Raw genomic sequence first — 17615 nt, forward strand, 5'->3', positions numbered from 1 at the left:
GCAGGTCAGGAGCCGGCCTTTTCCAGGAAGGCCTTGAGGAACTGGACTTTGCTGTAGGCGGTGCCGCCCTGGGCCAGCGGGTCCACGAGGTTGACGTGCATGCTGCCGTTTTTCACGGCGTCGAGGCTTTGGAAGATCGGGTTCTTCTGCAGCTCGTCGAGAGCCGTCGTCGCCTTGCCGTTCTCGTCCTCGGAGAACTGCACGAACAGCACGTCGGGATTCATCTCGGCCAGCTTCTCGATCGACAGCACCTCCTGCTTCTTCGCCGCGGCGATCGCCTCCGGCAGCTGGAAGCCGAGGTCGTCGTACAGCACCGGGTTGAAGAACAGATCCTTGCCGTAGACGTACACTTCGCCTTGGCGGATGCGGACGATGGCGGCGCTCTGGCCGCTCAGCTTGTCGCCGAGCTTCGTCTTGGCGGCCTCGAGGTCGGCCTTGAAGGCGTCGGCCTGGGCGGCCGCTTCCGCCTGCTTGCCGCTCAGCTCGCCGAGCAGCTTGAGGTTGTCCTCCCAGTGGGTCGAGACATGGGAGTACGGGATGACCGTGGCGATCTGCTTCAGCTTCTCGACGACGGCCGGATCGAACTTCGTCGAGGCGAGGATGACGTCCGGCTTGAGCGACAGGATCTTCTCGAAGTTCGGCTCCGTCTTCTCTCCGACCGCTTCGGCCTTGTCCGTGATGGAGGCGAACAGCGGAGGGAAGGCGCCGGAAAAGCTGATCGCGCCGACCGGGTGCAGGTCGAGCAGGATGGAGTCCTCCATCGCCTCGACGGCGCCGGTGATGACGATGCGCTCGGTGGAGGCGGGCAGCTCGTACGACTCGCCGAGGTAGGTGACGGTTTTCGTGCCGGAGGCTTCGGGAGAAGCGCTCGGCTCGGCGGACGGCGAGGCCGACGGTGCGGCCGACGGGGACGGGCTGGAGGCGGAGCCTCCGGTATTGGATTCGGAGCTGCCGCAGGCGGCGAGCGCTCCGATCGCAAGCAGCAGCAGGGCGGCGAGCAGAACTTTTTTCATGGTGAAACCAGACTCCCTTCGAAATGGACCTTCTATGATAATGATTCTCAATTTCACTTTCATTATCTTAAAAGATCGTCTTCCTCGCCTCCATAGACAAAGGGACGAAAAAGCATGGACAATCGGGAACGGAATGCTCCGAAAGCGCTTGGCAGAGCGGAAAACGGCGGAGCGGACGGCCTCGGAGAAGCGAAGACGGCGGAGCGGACGGCCTTGGAGAGGCGGAAATGGCGGCGCCGGCGGCTGCCGGCCTACGTCTGGCGGCCAAGCAGGGCGAGCGTCTCCTCGCGGATGCGGTCGAGCGCGATCGGCGAATACTCGCGCCAAGGGCTCGAGGCCAGCATCCGCAGTCCGCCGGAACGGACGGCGGGCAGTCCGAGCCAGTCCGGGGACTGGCTGAACCGCCCCCAATGCTCCAGCGTCTCCGACTCCTGGCAGACGAGCAGCCAGATCTGGTCGATGTCGGAATCGCGCAGCCGCTCCAGCGGCAGCGGCGTCCCGCCGTCGCGATGCTCCCAGGACGCGGCCGGACGCCGCACGCCGAGCTCCCGATGCACGAAGTCCATCAGCCCCTCGGAGCCATGCGGATACAGCCGGCCCTTCAGCACGCGCGCGAGCAGCACGGAAGGCGCCGGGCCTCCCTCGATCGCCGAGCGCGCCGCCATGATGCGCCGGTCAAAGGCGGCGGTCCAGCGCTCCGCTTCGGCCTCGAGCCCGAGCCGCCGGCCGATGTCGGCCAGGCCGCCTCTCCAGCTGTCCGGCTGCTCCTCCGGCAGCCGGGCGATCGGCCCGATCGCCGCGAGTCGCCGCAGCACGTCCTCTTCCAGCTCGCACGAGCATACGGTCAGCTCCGGCTGCAGGCGCTCCAGCTGCTCCAGGTCCTCCTGCACCTGCGGCTCCGTCAAGCCGTAGCTCAGATGCTGCGGCACGTCGGTTCCCCAGCGCTCGAGGTAGTAGCGCATCCATTTTGGATGCATCGGCGCCGCATGCGGCAGCGCGCCGAGCGGCAGCAGATAGCCGAGCGCCGACGCGTTGCCGTAGGCCGCGATCCGCTGCCGCCGCTGCTCCATGTAGCGGGTGGGGGAGACGCCGTGCGCTTTTTTGAACAAGCGGCTGAAATAGAACTCGTCCTCGTAGCCGACCGCATGGGCGACATCCTTCAGCCGGCTCTCCGAGCGGAGCATGAGCTGCTTCGCCTTGGCCAGGCGCAGCTGGGTCAGATGCTCATGAGGCGTGCTGCCGTATGCCTTCTTGAAGCGCGCGGCAAAATGCTTCGGGCTGCAGCCGGCCAGCTCGGCGAGCAGCTCCAGCGACAGCGGCTCGCGCATATGCTCCTCCATGTAGGCCCGCACCGGCTCAAGCGGCTCGTCCGCCGCCGGATCGGACTCCTCGAGCGCCTCCAGCAGCAGCTGGAGCGCGTCGGCTTGCGCGCGCAAGCGGCCGAGCGGCCGCTCCCCGCCGAATCCGGCGCAGATCGCGCGGCAGCGATCCTGGAGCTGGGCCGCGGCGGGCAGCCGCACCTCGCGCGGCATCGCGGCGGCGACCGTCGCGGCATCGACCGGACGCAGCTGTCCCGGAACGGCCGCGTCCGGCTCATGCAGCTCGATCCGCAGCAGCGCCGCCGAACCGCGGCTGTCGCCGTCGGCGGCGAGCGCGAACGTGCTCTCCGGCGGGCACAGGTACACGATGCCGCTGCCCATCCGGCTGGAGTCGGCGCCCCGCTCCAGCCGGATCTCGCCGCTGAGCAGCACGAGCAGCGCGGGCTGACGGAGCAGCTGCTGCGTCAGCCCCGGGAGGTCGGGCCCGACCTGCAGCACGGCCGCGTCCCGCAGCCGGATCGTCCAGGCTCCGATGTCGATCGGCGGCAGCGCGGCGCGCGGCGGATCGGACGGCAGGGTGGAGCGGATCATGGCGGTCTCTCCTTTTCATTGAGAATCGTTATCAGTCTAGTGTAAAGCAGATCGTCCCGCCCGGCAAGCCTACTCAGCGGGCGGCGCCTGCGGACGCCGTCGCCGGTCCGGCCGTCCGCGCAAGCGTCTGCGGCGTCCGCCGCTGTCATTCGGGTACCGCTTTCGTGTATGATGGAGGAACCTAATTGTTGGAGGGTTACGATGGATTACATCATTCTCGATATCGAGTTCAACGGGAGAAAGTTCGCGAGCGACAAGCCGATGGAGGTCATCGAGATCGGGGCGGTGCGGCTCGACAGCTCGCTCCGTCAGGTCGACGAATTCAGCTCCTTGATCCGCCCGGTTTATTTTGCCAAGCTCAACAGCTTCATCCGCGAGAAGACCGGCATCCCCCAGGAGGACATCGACGCGGCCAAGGGCTTCGTGCCCGTCATCCGGGCGTTCCTGCACTGGCTGGACCGCAGCGAGGCCTGCACGTTCGTCACCTGGGGCGGCGAGGACCTGAAGCGGATCGTGCTCGACACGAGGATGCACAAGCTCGACGACGCATACTGGCTCCAGGCGGACTACTACGATCTGCTCAAGATCTATCTGCGCACGCGCGGACTGACCAACGACGTCAGCGTGGAAAAGGCGCTCGAGGAGCTGGGCATTCCGGCCGAGGGCTCGGCGCACCGAGCGCTCGACGACGCGCGCATGACGGCGGAGATTTTCCGCCGCGTCTTCCCCGAGATCCTGCCGGAGAGCGACGTCCGCCGCTACAAGGACACCTATTCCAACGCCAAGGAGCGCCGCATGGTCAAAAACGCCATTCGCGGCCTCGTCGTCCAGAAGACCGCCCCGACGTGGGAGCTGGTGGCGGATAAGCTGGCGAAGGCGAAGGTGGACATGGACAACGTCAAAAAAGCCGCCGAGCTGAAGGCCTACTACGACGTCGAGGCCGCCAAGCCGGTCAAGCCGCGCCCTCCGCGTCCCGAGCGGCCGGTTGACGCGGAGGCCGGCGCCGATCCGGCCGACGCCGAAGCAGGCGATGAGCCGGCGGATGGCTCGGCTTCAACGGACGGCGCCGACGCTGCAGGCGCGGCCGACTCGGCGGATTCCGCCACGGCGACGGACTCCAAGCATGGAGCGAACGGTTCGCCCTCTCCGCGGCATCTCCTCTAAAGTTACGGAGAGCTGCGAGCCCGGCCTGAAAAGGACCGGCCCTTCCGCTGAATGGCGGAGAGGCCGGTCCTTTTCGCATGGCGCCGAGCAGGGCGGAAAACCGAGCAAGTCGGGTGAGGGGAAGGCGGAACGGACGGAGTTGCAAGGAAAAACTGAGCAAGTCGGGAGAGAGGAAGGTTGGATGGACGGAGTTGCGCGGAAAAACCGAGCAAGTCGGGATAGGGGAAGGCGGAACGGTCGGAGTTGCGCGGTAAAACCGAGCAAGTCGGGATAGGGGAAGGCGGAACGGACGGAGTTGCGCGGAAAAACCGAGCAGCTCGGGTGAGGGGAAGGCCGAACGGACGGAGTTGCGCGGAAAAACCGAGCAGCTCGGGTAGAGCGGCGCCCAGCGGACGGCCGCGGCCGCAAGGCTCCGTCTCCGGAGCCATCCGTTCGCTCATGGCTCAGCCTCAACCTGCGGCCGGCTCCTCCGTCAGCTCCAGCACGACCGGGCAATGGTCGCTGCCGAGCACCGCGCTGTCGATCTCCGCAGCGGCGAGCAGCGGGCGCAGCCGGTCCGATACGAGGAAATAGTCGATGCGCCAGCCGATGTTCCGCTCCCGCACCTTGGGCATGAACGACCACCAGGTATAGGCGTCCGTCCGGTCCGGATGCAGATGGCGGAACGTGTCCGTGAAGCCGGTCTCCAGCAGCGCGCTCATGCAGCCCCGCTCCTCGTCGGTGAAGCCCGAGTTGCCGCGGTTCGGCTTGGCGTTCTTGAGGTCGATGTCCTGGTGGGCGACGTTCAGATCGCCGCACAGGATGACCGGCTTGACGGCGTCCAGTCCTTTGAGATAAGCCAGCATGCGGGCTTCCCATTCCAGCCGGTAGGGCAGCCGCGACAGATCGCGCCGCGAGTTGGGCGTGTAGACGTTGACGAGGTACCAGCCGTCGAACTCCAGCGTCAGGATGCGTCCTTCCTCCTCGAAGTCGTCCTCCAGCCCGTACCGCACGGACAGCGGCAGCTTGCGCGTCCAGACCGCCGTGCCGGAGTAGCCCTTGCGCGCGGCATAATTCCAGAACAGATGGTAGCCCTCCCCGTGCTCCAGCTCGATCTGCCCCTCTTGCAGCTTTGTCTCCTGCACGCAGAAGACGTCGGCGTCCATCGCCTCGAAGTAGTCGGCGAAGCCTTTCTTCACGCAGGCTCGCAGGCCGTTGACGTTCCATGATACCAGCTTCAATTCGCTTCTCTCCCTGCTGTCGTGATCGTCCGTCCAGTGTAGCACGGGGGGACGAGCGTTGTCAGCGGAAGGGAAAGGAAGCGGCCGGAGCGCCAGCCCGTGCGAAAGCCCGCGAGCAAGGACAAAAACGCCCTTGCTCGCGGGCTTTCGCTTGGCGGTCAGGATGGACTCAGGTGGCGGGCCGACTCGGTCCGGTAAGCTCCGATGGCGGGAGCGAGGCCGGATACGATGCCGGCGGCGAGTACGAGAGCCGCGAGGCCGATCGAGGACCAGTCGAAGCTCAAGGGCAAAGCGATGGATACGTGAGAGCGGGCGTAGCCGGCCAGCACGGCAGCGAGCCCGTAGGCGCCGAGCACGCCGAGCGCGCAGCCGAGCCCGGTCATGAGCGCGGATTCGAGCAGCACGATGGCCATCACCTGCCGCCGCCCGGCTCCGAGCGAGCGCAGGATAGCGACGCTGCGCCTGCGCTCGACCGCCGAGCTGTACAGCGAGAGGCATACGGTCAGGCCGGCCATGCCGAGCAGCACCCAGCCGATGCCGCGCAGCGCCTGCTCCCCGCTGCCCATCATGTCGAACAGCATGGCGAGCGTCTGGCCGGGCAGGACGGCCTGCGCTTCCTCGCCGGCGTTCGTCTGCTGGTACAGCTTCATCAGGCCGATGTAGCTGTTCGGCTTGACGAGGATCGCTGTCACGCCGTGAGCCGCCTCGTCTTCCGGCGACTCGTCCGCATGGGCCTCGCCGCCGCCAGCGGCATTCTCGTCCACATGAGCCTCGCCGCCTGCCGCCGCCTCGTCCGCGCCATGGTCATGGCTTTGCCAATAGCTTTCCATGCTCACGTAGATGCCCTGATCGGACGGGGCGTGCAGCCGCTCCAGGATGCCGACGACCGTATACGGATGCTCGCCGTGCTCGTCCGGTTCGGCCGATGCCGCGACGCCATGCTCCGACACGAACGTGTCGCCGATGCGCAAGCCGTCGCGGGCGGCGGCTTCCGCGCCGACGACCGCCTCGAACGGCTGGTCGAACAGCCGGCCCTCGCGCAGCTTGAAATAAGGCGGATCGGCCGGCCGGGCGCTCAGGCCGAAAAAGGCCGGCGTCGTGCCGACGAGCCTGCGGCCCCGGTACTGGTCGCCGAGCGCGAACGGCACGGCCGTCCGAATCTCGGGATCGGCGGCGAGACGTTCGTAGTAGGCATAGCTCAGGTTGGCCAGCGGTTTGTCCATGAGGAAAATCGTATTGAATACGAGCTGGTTGGCGCTGCCCTTGGAGCCGATGAGCAGCCCGAACGGCTCGCTCGCCCGCTCGATGCCTTGCCGCGCTCCGCTGGAGAGCAGGAGCACGGCGAGCGTCACCGACAGGCCGATCATGACGACGGCGGCGGTAATCAGCGTCTGCGCCCGGCGGGCCATCAGGCCGCGCCAGGCCATGGAGAAGAGGGACATGTCGATCGGACCTCCTTATGCGGTCGAAAGGATGAGGCGATGCGTGGAGGCCGGAAGGGGCCGCATGTCGCTGTCCTGTCCTTCCGGCGAACCGCGCAGGCGAGGACGGAGCGCAGCGAACGGCGCGCGGTCTCCAGACGCTCCATGCGGGCCAGATCGCGGTCTGCAGCGGCTCCGCGCACCAGAGTCCGTCAGGCGAGCCGAGCGGCGGCGGGCCGCGCCGCCAGCTCCTTGATGGATACGGACCGCTCCATGCGCGCGGCCATCTCCGGGTCGTGCGTGCACAGCAGCAGCGCCGCTCCGGAAGCGGCGGCCGAGCCGATCAGCAGCTCCATGACGCGGGCCGCCGTCTCGGGATCGAGGCTCGCCGTAGGCTCGTCCGCCAGCAACAGCGCCGGCTCGTTGACGAGCGCGCGGGCGATCGCGACGCGCTGCTGCTGGCCCTGGCTGAGCTGGCGGGGCAGATGGTCCAGGCGGTCGCCGAGACCGGCCCGCTCGAGCAGCTCGGCCGCGCGCTCGCGCTGCCGCCGCTTGCTCAGGGAGCTGCCGAAGGCGGCCGCGGCAAGCACGTTCTCCAGCGCGGTGAAGCCGGGCAGCAGCTGAAAGCTTTGGTGGACATAGCCGACCTGGGAGGCGCGCAGGCGGTCGAGCGCGCTTTCCTTCATCGTCTCCAGCCGCTCGCCGAGCAGCTTGATCGAGCCGGAGCTCGGACGGACGATGCCGCACAGCAGATGGAGCAGCGTGCTCTTGCCGGACCCGCTCGGACCGACGAGCGCCACGCGCTCGCCTCGATCGAGCTCCCACCAGGGCACCTCCAGCACGGTCAGCTCCGTTCCGTCCGGAGCGCGGTAGCGCTTGACGACATTCTCCAGGCGAAGCAGCGTCATGACAGCACCTCCGTCTTGTCGGCGACGATGCGGATTAGGCTGACGAAGCCGGTCTCCTCGTCGGTCTGCGAGCCGATGCTGAGCGTCCCGGTCACCTTCACCTGATGCTCGGTCGGAGTCAGCTCCTTGCCCTCGGGCAGTTGGATGACGACGATGTCCGACGGCCAGTCCGCATCCGAGGAGCAGAACGGACAGACGGCCAGCGGGATGCGGGTGAGGACGAAAAAGCGGACGGTCGCCGTCAGCGGAGGAGCCATGTAGCCGGTCATTTCCACCTTCATGCCGTCCAGCTCCTTGAGCTTGTCGGAGAAGGCGAGGCCGCGCACGCTCTCCTTGCCGTACAGCTCGGAGAAGCGGATCGTCGCCGGGCCGTCCAGGCTCTGCCGAACCGTTGGCTTGACGGCAGGAGAAGGAGCGGCGGTCCGCAGCGGGCTTGCAGTCGGCGAGGCGGACATGGCCGGAGCCTGCGACGGAGCGAAAGACGGGACGGAGGAAGGGGCTGCGGGCGAAGCGGAAGCCGCTCCCGCCGAGGCGGCTGCGGCAGCCGGCGCGCCGCCCGCGGCGGCGTGCGGCGACGGCTTCGTCGACGCCGTGCCCGCAGGAGCGGCGCTCGCGGCGGACGGAGCGTCCGGCGAAGCGCTGGCCGCCGGCTTCGCCGCGGCGCCCGGCGCCGAGGCTCCGCCATTCGGCGAAGCGTCTGCGGAGGAGCCGCTCGCGGCCGCCTCGCCGCCCGCTCCAGCCGCTTCGCTGCCCGCCACGGCCCCTCCAGCCGCCTCGCTGCCCGCCACGGCCCCTCCGGGCGCTTCGCTGCTCGCCGCTGCCGCTCCGGCCGCTGCCGGCGCCGCTGCCGCCTCAGAGCCGTTCGCGCCGCCGCGCGCCTCGCCGCCCGCCGCGAGCGAGCCGTCTCCGCTCTGCGCCGCCGCAGCCTGCGGCTCGCCGGCTGCGCCCGGCTGCGCCCCGGCAACGGCCATCGGCTCTCCCTCTAGAGGGAGAGCCGGGGCTCCGCAGCCGCCCAGCAGCAGCCCGGCCGCCGCGAGCCCCGCCACGATGGCGGAGGCGCGGCGCGGCACGAGGCTGCAGGCGCCAAGCACTGCGCTGCGGCCCCTCATCGGCTGAGGGAAGCCAGCAGCGAGTCGCTGGAGACGATCAATTTGCCGTTCTCGGTCTTGAACTTCAGGGGAACCGTCTGGCTGCCCTTTTTGGCGATGCCTTTTCCATGATCGAGCACGAGCGTCGTTCCGCCGGCCTTGACGGTCGAGACGGCCTTTTTGGCATCGTACGTGCGGCTGCCGCCGAACGAGCGCAGGAATTCGTCCAGCTCGATCCAGTTCTGCTTGGCGTCGAGCTTGCTGCCGTCGAGGCGCAGCCCGAGCGCCTGGGCCATGCCGAAGAATACGTCGGTATTGTCGAGCGTGCCCTTGAAGTACTCCGCTCCGGGACCATGCGCCATCAGCGGAACGTCGTCGGCGGAGTGCACCTCGGTGCCCTCGGACTTCGGCAGCGTGCCGGTGTGCAGGTACTTGTCCTTGTCCTCGGCCTTCGGATCGGCGAGCGTGCCGGGATTGGCGATGTAGGCGTCGCCCGACAGCACGGCCGGAGCCTGCGGCACGGCGCTGAATTTATAGTCCTCATAGTAGTCCGGCGTCGCGCCGAAGACGACGGCCAGCTTGCGGTCCACGTCCGGCGAGTCCGGGAAGCCGTCCTTGTCGGCATCGACGTACGTCGGGAACTTCGACTGCTCGTACGTGCGCACCGCCTCGCGGCCGGTCTTGCCGTCGCCTTCCCAGTACGTGCCGGCGATGCTCGTGGAGTGGGCATGGTCGGCCGTCGCCACGACGAGCGTGTCGCCGCTGGCGTCGGCATAAGCGCGGGCGAGGCCGATCGCCTTGTCCATCTCGATCGTGTCGTAGGCGGAGCGCTCCCAGTCCATCGTGTGCAGCTGCTTGTCGATGCTCGCGCCCTCGACGACGAGGAAGAAGCCGTTGTCGTTCTTCTTCAGCACGTCGATCGCCTTTTTCGTCATGTCCCAGAGCGTCGGCTGGTCGGTGAACGACTTGAGCGCCGCCGCGTTGCCCGTGGAGCGGTCGTAGTACACATTCATGTCGCCGGTATGGAACAGGCCGAGCAGCTTGTCCGGCGTGCCGGAGCTTTTCAGGCCGGCCGCGCTCTCGACGAACGTATAGCCCGCCTTTTCAAAGCCGCCGATCAGGTCCTTCTCGTCCTTGCGCTTGGAGCCCGGCACGGACTTCGGCAGGAAGTACGCCGAGCCTCCGCCCATCACGACCTCCGGCTGCAGCTGCAGCATCATGTCGGCGATCTCGGCCTTGTCGGCGCGGCGGCGCGTGTGGGAGACGACCGCGGCCGGCGTGGCGTCCTCGATCTCGGACGTCGTCACGATGCCGACGGACATGCCGCGCGAGCGCTTGAGCATCTCGGCCAGCGTCTCGACCTTCGGATCGTCGAGCGAGTTCTCCGTATTGTCGGGGTAGATGCCGAGCGCGTTCACCGCCGATTTATGGCCGGTGTTGTAGGCGCTCGCGCTGTTGGCGGAGTCGGTGACGAGGGAGTCCATGCCCGAAGTCGTCACGACGGCGCGCTGCTCCAGCTTGTCCAGCTCGAGCAGGCCGTTGTACTTGCCCTCGGTCAGTCCCTTGGACATGACGCGGGCGATCGTGATGCTCGGCTGGGCCATGCCGTCGCCGACGAACAGGATGACGTTTTTCGCCTTGCGGCCGGCCTGCTCCGTATTCACGACTTCATACTGCACGGTGCGCTTCAGGCTGCCGGCCTGGACGGAGACGGAGACGGTTCCGGCCTTGGGGAAGGAGACGTCGCGGACGGTGAATTCGCGGCTCTTGGCGGTGGAGGTCAGCTCGAGCTTTTTGCCGAAGACGGCTTCGGGGCTCTTGCCGTTGATCGTGATGCGGACGGCCGAGGCGTCGCCCGTCCAGTCGTTCAGCTCGACGCGAAAATCGAACTTCGCGCCGGCGAGGAACTTGGCCTGGTGGATCGGGGCGATGTAGATGGACGGGGCGGCATTCGCCGTCTCCGCGGCTTCCGCGGCCGCGGCGGGCTGCGGGCCGAGCTCGGCGAGTCCGGCTCCGCCGACGGCCGTCGCGGCGGCCAGCATGGCCCCGAGCAGGATGCGGCTCGTCTTGCTTGATTTTCTCATCTCAAAAAACCCTCCCAAGAGAATTAGGTATGAACGAGTGCTCATCCGTTATCTTAAGAGGGCTTTATGCGGGGATGTTTAGCGGCAAATAGTTTATTTGTAAATTATTCCGCCTTCTCTGGCGGCCCGCTCGCCGTGCCGTCCGCGAGCAGCGAGCCGTCCGGACGGTTGCCGAGCTGCAGCTCGCGGATCGAGTAGCCGAAATCCATCTGCAGATGAGGGTTGTCCTTGAAGCCTTCCCAGTCGCCGCCCCAGCTGAAGCCGAGCCGCTTGGCCATGTCGGCGACCTCGAGCCAGTCGGCCCGGCCGTTCTTGTTGCCGTCGTACTCCATGTCCCAGATGATGTCGCCGGAGCGGTCCTTCAGGGCGAAGTCGATCGCGAGCCCGTAGTTGTGGAACGACTCGCCGCCCTTGGCATGGGTGACGATGCGGCCCTCGCGATCCCGCCCCTGGGCGTAGATCGCGTCCTGCTCGGCCTCGCTGCGGAAGCCGTCAGTGAACACGACGGCGATGCCGGCGGCCTTCGCCTGGGCGGTGAGCCGCTCGCTCGCCGCCCGAACCTCGGGATGCAGGCCGGCGACGGGCGGCACGTCGCGGTACAGGCCTTGCGGCACGATCTTGTCGAACGCCCGCGGCAGCTCCAGCTTGAGCAGGGCGAGCGTCCCGGCGGCCAGTCCGGCGACGATGAGCAGCCCGCCCAGCGGGCTCCGCTTGCGTCGCGGCTTGCGCCGGACGGCGGCGCGGGCGTCTGCCCGGGCGGGGGCGGGTGTCGGTCGAGGCATTCCCATGTGCGTCTCCTTCGCTGGCGTAGTCTTGGTTGCGCCTTGTCTATGTTCTAATGAAGACGATCGAGCGGGCGGGAAGGCTTCGCGAGCAGCCGCTTGTACGTCTCGATGGCGCGGGCGCGCGACGCCTTGAGGTCGACGACCGCCTGCGGCGAAGGCTCGTGCACGGCGGCGGCGGACCATCCGGCCCGCTCGGGCAGCCAGCGCCGGATGTAGGCGCCGTCCGGATCCCAGCGCTTGGACTGGACGACCGGATTCATGATGCGGAAGTACGGAGCGGCGTCGAAGCCGAGCGAGCTGCTCCACAGCCAGCCGCCGCGGTTCAGCGTAGCGTCGTAGTCGAGCAGCTGCTCGCGGAACCATCGCTCTCCCGCCGTGAACGGCGCCAGCAGGTTTTTGCACAGGAACATCGCCGCGATCATGCGCAGCCGGTTCGGCAGCTCGCCGGTCGTCCGCAGCTGCGTCATCGCCGCGTCGATGAGCGGGATGCCGGTGCGGCCTTGCCGCCATGCCTCCGCATGCCGCTCCGTCAGGCCGGACAGGTCGACCTGCTCCTCATAGCGGAAAAAGTCCGCGTCGAACCGCGCCTGGTACAGGTAGAACTCCCGCCAGGCGAGCTGGCGGATCCAGCTCTCCGCGCCGGAGCGCGCCGCCGCGGCCGACGGATCGCGCGGCGCGGAGCCAGGGCCTTCGCCGCTGCCCGGCAGCGCCAGCTCGAGCTGGCTCGCGGCGTCCGCCCGCCAGCCGGCCGCTCCGCCGAAGGCAAGCGGCTCGCGCCCGTCCTCGGTCCGGGCGGCATCCAGAGCGAGGCCGTAGGCGCGCTGGGCCGACAGCGCGCCGACGTTCAGCCAGCGCGAGAGGCCGCTCCCGGCATCCAGCGCGTAGCGGTCGCGCAGCTCCTCGTACGCCTGCAGGCTGCCGCCGAGGAACCGCTCCAGCTGCCGCTCGGGGCGCTCGTCCTCCGGCACGGCGGCCGCGAGCAGTCCGATCAGCTCGCCCGGCACGCTCCAGCTGCCGCCGCCGGAGAGCCGGGCGGTCGGCAGGCCGCCGGCAGCGACGGCCGGAGGCGGCGCGAGCCGCGAGCGGACATAACCGTTCCACGCCCGGTAGAACGGCGTGAACACGCGGTACGGCTCTTTTCTTCCCGTCTGCTCCTGGAACGCGTCCAGATCGGCGAGAGGCACGTCCTCCAGCGCCGTCCAGCGCACGCCCCGGCTGCGGCAGACGGCGGCGAGCCGCTCGTCCCGCCGCCGCGCATAAGGCGTATGGTCGGCGGTGACGACGACCTCGCGGATCGGCTCCCGCTCGAGCAGGTCGTCCAGCACGTCGGCGGGATCGCCGTGCAGCAGCTGCAGCTCGGCCCCTTGCGCCGCATAATCCCGCTGCAGCATCCCGGCTGCCCGCAGGAAATGCCGTCCGGGATGGGACTCGGCGCGGCCGTTCCCGAGCTGCGCCGGATCGAGGATCAGCGCATGGATGCCCGGCATGCCGAGGCTGGCGGCGTAGTCGAACGCGCGCAGATCGCCCGCTCGGAGATCCTTGCGGTGGATGAACAGATACATGTCCTTGCCTCCTTGGATCGGCCGCGGCCGATCATGCTCTTTCCGTACTACCCTGCCGGAATGCAAACAAACCGCAGCAGGCGCTCCGAGGGGAGGCTTGCTGCGGTCTGCTCGTCCGGCTTCGAAAGGCTTTTAATCGACGTCCGGACCGCCGTCCGGCTGGTCGGCAGCGTCGTCCGCGTACTTCTCGAACGTCTTGTCGTCCATGACGCGGCGGGCGGACATATAGCGCTTGGCGTAGTAGGACTCGCTCAGCTCGCTGATCGTCACGCCTCGGCTTGAGGAAGCGTGAGCGAACTTGCCGTCGCCGACGTAGACGCCCACATGGGAGACGCCCTTGCCGCTCGTATTGAAGAACACGAGATCTCCCGCCTTCAGGTCGTCTTTGGCGACCTTCTTGCCCATGGCCGATTGAGCCGCGGACGAGTGGGGGAGCGTGATCTTGAACTGCTTGAACACGTAGGACGTGAAGCCCGAGCAGTCGAAGCCTTTCGAGGTGGTGCCCGCCGACTTGTACGGCGTGCCGATGACGTCGCTGATGACGCCGTCCATTTTGGATCCTGCCGATGCGCTTTGCGCGCCTGCCGAGAACAGCAGGGCAAGTCCGAGTGCGATTGCTGCGGCTTTCTTCTTCAAAGCTGAAGTGCTCCTTCCAGAGCCTACGAGGTTAGCTGTGGGGTTCGGTTGAAGGTTCCCTATGATTTCTCGGCCTTCCTGCCTTGCGGCGAGGAGGGCGAAATCAATTCACCCTGAGATGGTTCCCCCGTTTCCATAGTCATGGAACTCGGCATGTTTGAACTGCTTCTGGAAGTGGTATTCTTTTCTTTAAGCTATTTTCCTCCCTTTCCCGACATTTTCTCATAATTCTCATGTTGAAAGAGACAAATGACAGCGCTTGCTTCGGGGGCTCGAGTCGAATCGACGCCTCTGCCGGCGGGCCGCTTCGGCTCTGCCGCATCGAAAAAAAGCGCCCCCCGCGAGGGGCGCTTTTGCGGTCGGCGCGTCGTTCGCGCCGGAGCGATCCGAATCGGGGGATCAGGCCGTGTACAGCGAGTTTTCCATCAACGTGAGCAGCTTCGTGCGCATGCCCATCAGGCGGGTCAGCGCGGCCTCGCTGAGATCGAGCCCTTCCGGGCGCAGGCGGGCGTGCTCGCTCTGCAGGGCTTCCAGCTCCTGCGCGTTCCGGTAGGCGCCGGCGCGGTCCAGCAGATCGCCGGTCGCTTGATGCAGCTGCTCGTAGTAGGCGTAGATTTTTTCGGTCATGGTCAATCTTTCCTCTCTCTCTAAAATGAAACTCTCCTCTAGCATGTCCTGCATTCGATGGCTTCTATGCTCCATTAAAGCTGCGGATGATGATCGTACGATCATCGGCAGATGAAGGTTTGGTGTTCGCGGGGCGGTGCCGGGGCGGCGCTGCGCGGCCGGCCTGGATGTTATATACACCGCATTCGGGTCCGAAAAACAAGACAAAATTGTCAGAGAATTTACACAATTATAGGATGGACATTCGGATTTGTCAACTAACCTGACGTCCTCCGGCATCTGGCTTGTCGGACCAGCAGCTGTACTGCGCGGAGAGGATCCAGACGTCGATCAGCGTGCGGACGAAATGATACCCTTGCTGGATGACGATGGCGGCAAGGCCGGCCCAGGCCATCGCCCCAGCGCTGACGCCGGCTTGCAGCAGGCCCGACAGCAGCAGCAGGACGAGGCTGACGCCTGCCAGCGGCAGCAGGCGGCGCAGCGCCTGGCGGAAGCTCGCCCCTGCGCCCAGGCCGCTTGCCGCGCCGAACTGCAGGCTGAGGATCAGCACATGGAGCAGTCCGATCCAGAGCAGCCACGCTCCGGCCCAGGGCAGCGCGTCCGCGGCCAGCTGCGGCAGCGAGCTGTAGTGCTGGAAGCGTTGGAAGCCCTCCCGCGCAAGCCAGACGGCCGGAGCGAGCGCGAGCGTCAGCTCGGCGGCAGCGAGCAGGATGAACGGCTTCCAGCAGACGCGGATGCCCTCGAGGAAGCGCGTGCCTCCTTCGGCTCCGGACTCCGCGGCATGCCGCACGGAGTAGGCGAGTCCGGCGCTCAGCAGCGGACCGAGCAGCAGGCGGGCGAGCAGCAGTCCGCCCAGCAGCCATAGATACGGATGGGCCAGATCCGTCTTGAGCAGCCGGAACTGCGACTCCGCCCAGAAGATCGCGTCTGCGCCGGAGGCGGCTCCGTCCGCCCCGGGATAGCGCTGCACGAGCGGGCGCACGACGGAGTCGACGAGCCGGTACAGGAAGAAGCCCCACAGCAGCCGGTACAGGAACAGGAAGGCGGCGATCGGCAGATGCTTGACAGTCAGCCCCCAGCCTTGCTTGAGATAGGTGGACACGGGATCACGCTCCTTTCTTCCGCCGCCCTCACCAGGCGAACGCTCCTGCGAGCCATTCCAGCGCCTTGACGATGCCGAGGCTGATCCGCACCCGCTGGTCCGCCGGCGCCTCGGCGCGCAGGAAGTTGTTGATCTGCCGGTTGTCCAGCACGTTGAGCCGATCCGGATCGACCGCCGCCCACAGCAGCGGGGAGGAGGAGGTCAGCTTGAAGCTCGTGTCGGCCTCCACGCCGTCCCACATGCGCTCGATCGTTCGTCCGTCGGCGAAGCGGAAGCGGATGTTCACCGGGCCGTATACGCCGTCGAGGCGGCGGATGACGACCTGCGACTCGTAGCCGGGCTTGCCGCCGCCGCTTTCCAGCGGGGAGACGCGGATCGAGTCGACCGCGTAGTCGGCCGTCTGGCCGCCATAGACGAACTGGCTGAAGTAGTCGTCCCAGCTGTCCTTGGTCACCTGCTCCACGACCCGCTTGAAGTCGGCCGTCGTCGGATGCTTGAATTTGTACTGGTTGAAATACGTCCGCAGGATCTTGTTCATCATCGTCGGTCCCGTCCGCTGCTCGATGCCGGTCAGCACGAGCTTCGCCCGGCTGTAGACGTTGTCGGCGTAGCGGCCATGGGAGCCGTACGACCAGGACAGCAGCTTGAGCGGAGCGGGATCGGTGACGTAGCTCGCCTCCAGCGCGGTGCGCGGCTCGACGCCGTACTCGCTTTCCATGATCTTGTCCTCCGAGTAGGAGGTGAAGCCCTCGTCGAGCCAGGCTTCCTCGAATTCATTGGACGCGACCATGCCGTACCAGTACTGATGCCCGATCTCATGCACGACGGTGCGCTCGAGGCTGTAGCCGGGATTGTCCGTATCGGCGCCGAAGGCGGTCACGAGCGTCGGATACTCCATGCCCCCGGCGCCGTTCGCGGCCGCGGGAGGGACGACGATCGACAGCGTGCTGTAGGGATAGGCGCCGTACCACTGCGAGTACTTGGCGAGAGCCGACTTGGCCGCATGCATGTAGCGCTCGGCCAGCTTCTTGTGGAGCGGGTCGAGGTAAAGCTTGATGCGCACGCCGGGCACGCCCGGCGCGGAGAACGCCTCCTCGCTGTAGAGGAAGTCCGGCGAGGCCGACCAGGCGAAGTCATGCACGTCCTCGGCGTAGAACGTGAACGTCTGGCCGTCCTTGGACGCCTCGGCGGGCTTCGTCTGCACGCCGGTCGCCGCCACCTTGTAGCCGGCCGGCACGTCGATCTTGACCGAGTAGAGGCCGAAGTCGCTGTAGAACTCGGAGTTGCCGTGGTACTGATGGGCGTTCCAGCCCTCGGGGCGCGAGCCGGACGCGGTGTTGTAGGCGGCGATCTTCGGGAACCACTGGCCGGCCATGACGAAGCTGCCGGAGTAGCCCATGCGCGCGAACACCTCCGGCAGGCCGACGCTGAAGCCGATGTGCAGCGTCACTTCCTCGCCGGGCGCGACCGGCTGCGGGAGCTTGAGCTTGGCCAGCGTGTAGTCGCTCTCGTTGCCGTCGTCCGGCTGGACGAAGTGCACGCGCGGCATCAGGCTCGCGCCGTCCTCGGTCTTGAGCGACTCCAGCCGCATGTAGCCGCGGCTCGCCTCGGTCGCCTTGTCCTCGCGGAGCCGTCCGCCCGACTCCTTCATGAACGTCGTCTCGTCCGACAGAAAGGCGTTCGGATACAGATGAAGGTACATGTCCGACACGGTCTTCTTGCCGGGATTTTTCCACGTGACGGTCTCGGTGCCGGTCAGCGTCTTGCCGCTCAGCTTGACCTGGATCTGGTAGTCCGTGACGCGCTGGGACAGCGGCTGCGACACGGGGGCGGGAGCCGGGGAGGCTTCGACTGCGGGCGTGGCGGCCTGTCCGGCGGCAGGCTCCGCGTAGGCCAGTCCCGTTCCGGCCCACGGCAGCGGCAAGAGGGCGAGCAGCAGGGCTGCATGCAGAAAAGGTTTGTATGATCGGCGACAGGTCATGAACCGGTTCCCTCCCGTTGACAAGCTTGTAAGCCATCTATATGTTTGCTTTTGCCGGATTATTAGCTAAAATGAAAAATATCGAATACAAGCCCCTGCTTGTACGCCGGGAGC

14 protein-coding genes and 1 riboswitch are annotated in these 17615 nt (G+C 67.1%); of the genes, 1 reads left to right on the plus strand and 13 read right to left on the minus strand.

All coding sequences use genetic code 11. The features are described from left to right. Positions 1–5: 5 nt before the first annotated feature. Both GE073_RS01040 and GE073_RS01045 read right to left on the minus strand, forming a co-directional pair. Positions 6–1013 carry an ABC transporter substrate-binding protein gene (locus GE073_RS01040; protein ID WP_028600661.1) on the minus strand — a complete coding sequence of 336 codons (1008 nt, stop codon included), beginning with the start codon at positions 1011–1013 and terminating at the stop codon, positions 6–8. A 251-nt stretch (positions 1014–1264) separates the two neighbouring features. Beyond that, entirely contained in the window at positions 1265–2923 is a 1659-nt protein-coding gene (locus GE073_RS01045) for a helix-turn-helix domain-containing protein (RefSeq protein WP_153782558.1), read from the minus strand. A gap of 201 nt (positions 2924–3124) precedes the next feature. On the opposite strand from GE073_RS01045, the gene GE073_RS01050 reads away from it, so the two are divergent. After that, positions 3125–4087 carry a 3'-5' exonuclease gene (locus GE073_RS01050; protein ID WP_153782559.1) on the plus strand — a complete coding sequence of 321 codons (963 nt, stop codon included), beginning with the start codon at positions 3125–3127 and terminating at the stop codon, positions 4085–4087. Between the two features lie 449 nt (positions 4088–4536). Here the strand turns inward: GE073_RS01050 and GE073_RS01055 are convergent, their stop codons facing one another. The 11 genes from GE073_RS01055 to GE073_RS01105 all read right to left on the minus strand — a co-directional run bounded on the left by GE073_RS01055 (position 4537) and on the right by GE073_RS01105 (position 17501). Continuing rightward, complete coding sequence (locus tag GE073_RS01055; RefSeq protein WP_153782560.1) at positions 4537–5307, minus strand: exodeoxyribonuclease III; 771 nt, start codon at positions 5305–5307, stop codon at positions 4537–4539. A 158-nt stretch (positions 5308–5465) separates the two neighbouring features. Next, entirely contained in the window at positions 5466–6749 is a 1284-nt protein-coding gene (locus GE073_RS01060) for an ABC transporter permease (protein WP_153782561.1), read from the minus strand. A gap of 191 nt (positions 6750–6940) precedes the next feature. Beyond that, a complete protein-coding gene (locus GE073_RS01065) occupies positions 6941–7636 on the minus strand; it encodes an ABC transporter ATP-binding protein (protein ID WP_194843233.1) in 696 nt (231 codons plus the stop codon). Continuing rightward, positions 7633–8727: a hypothetical protein gene (locus GE073_RS25210; protein WP_153782562.1), complete on the minus strand. Its 1095-nt coding sequence runs from the start codon at positions 8725–8727 to the stop codon at positions 7633–7635. The genes GE073_RS01065 and GE073_RS25210 overlap by 4 nt, the downstream gene beginning before the upstream one ends. Positions 8728–8741: 14 nt before the next feature. Continuing rightward, positions 8742–10808, minus strand: coding sequence for an alkaline phosphatase (locus GE073_RS01075; RefSeq protein WP_153782563.1), 2067 nt, complete (start codon positions 10806–10808; stop codon positions 8742–8744). A gap of 104 nt (positions 10809–10912) precedes the next feature. Beyond that, positions 10913–11590: a M15 family metallopeptidase gene (locus GE073_RS01080; protein WP_153782564.1), complete on the minus strand. Its 678-nt coding sequence runs from the start codon at positions 11588–11590 to the stop codon at positions 10913–10915. Between the two features lie 53 nt (positions 11591–11643). Beyond that, entirely contained in the window at positions 11644–13155 is a 1512-nt protein-coding gene (locus tag GE073_RS01085; RefSeq protein ID WP_028600654.1) for a cryptochrome/photolyase family protein, read from the minus strand. A gap of 132 nt (positions 13156–13287) precedes the next feature. Next, the gene (locus GE073_RS01090; protein WP_028600653.1) at positions 13288–13791 is read right to left on the minus strand and encodes a C40 family peptidase; all 504 of its coding nucleotides are present in this window, start codon (positions 13789–13791) and stop codon (positions 13288–13290) included. Between the two features lie 5 nt (positions 13792–13796). Further along, a riboswitch (cyclic di-AMP (ydaO/yuaA leader) is annotated at positions 13797–13955 on the minus strand. Between the two features lie 235 nt (positions 13956–14190). Further along, entirely contained in the window at positions 14191–14418 is a 228-nt protein-coding gene (locus GE073_RS01095) for a hypothetical protein (protein ID WP_028600652.1), read from the minus strand. Positions 14419–14671: 253 nt separating this feature from the next. Continuing rightward, on the minus strand, positions 14672–15520 hold the full coding sequence (locus GE073_RS01100) for a hypothetical protein (protein WP_043112041.1): 849 nt from the start codon (positions 15518–15520) through the stop codon (positions 14672–14674). Between the two features lie 28 nt (positions 15521–15548). Further along, complete coding sequence (locus GE073_RS01105; protein WP_153782565.1) at positions 15549–17501, minus strand: M1 family metallopeptidase; 1953 nt, start codon at positions 17499–17501, stop codon at positions 15549–15551. Positions 17502–17615: the final 114 nt, after the last annotated feature.

This window comes from Paenibacillus sp. B01, from assembly GCF_009649995.1.
GTDB lineage: Bacteria > Bacillota > Bacilli > Paenibacillales > Paenibacillaceae > Paenibacillus_O > Paenibacillus_O pasadenensis.

Excerpts from the sequence above, each read along its gene's own strand:
- GE073_RS01040 (WP_028600661.1), bottom strand. The coding sequence starts at position 1,013 with ATGAAAAAAGTTCTGCTCGCCGCCCTGCTGCTGCTTGCGATCGGAGCG.
- GE073_RS01045 (WP_153782558.1), bottom strand. The coding sequence starts at position 2,923 with ATGATCCGCTCCACCCTGCCGTCCGATCCGCCGCGCGCCGCGCTGCCG.
- GE073_RS01050 (WP_153782559.1), top strand. The coding sequence starts at position 3,125 with ATGGATTACATCATTCTCGATATCGAGTTCAACGGGAGAAAGTTCGCG.
- GE073_RS01060 (WP_153782561.1), bottom strand. The coding sequence starts at position 6,749 with ATGTCCCTCTTCTCCATGGCCTGGCGCGGCCTGATGGCCCGCCGGGCG.
- GE073_RS01065 (WP_194843233.1), bottom strand. The coding sequence starts at position 7,636 with ATGACGCTGCTTCGCCTGGAGAATGTCGTCAAGCGCTACCGCGCTCCG.
- GE073_RS01075 (WP_153782563.1), bottom strand. The coding sequence starts at position 10,808 with ATGAGAAAATCAAGCAAGACGAGCCGCATCCTGCTCGGGGCCATGCTG.
- GE073_RS01080 (WP_153782564.1), bottom strand. The coding sequence starts at position 11,590 with ATGCCTCGACCGACACCCGCCCCCGCCCGGGCAGACGCCCGCGCCGCC.
- GE073_RS01085 (WP_028600654.1), bottom strand. The coding sequence starts at position 13,155 with ATGTATCTGTTCATCCACCGCAAGGATCTCCGAGCGGGCGATCTGCGC.
- GE073_RS01095 (WP_028600652.1), bottom strand. The coding sequence starts at position 14,418 with ATGACCGAAAAAATCTACGCCTACTACGAGCAGCTGCATCAAGCGACC.
- GE073_RS01105 (WP_153782565.1), bottom strand. The coding sequence starts at position 17,501 with ATGACCTGTCGCCGATCATACAAACCTTTTCTGCATGCAGCCCTGCTG.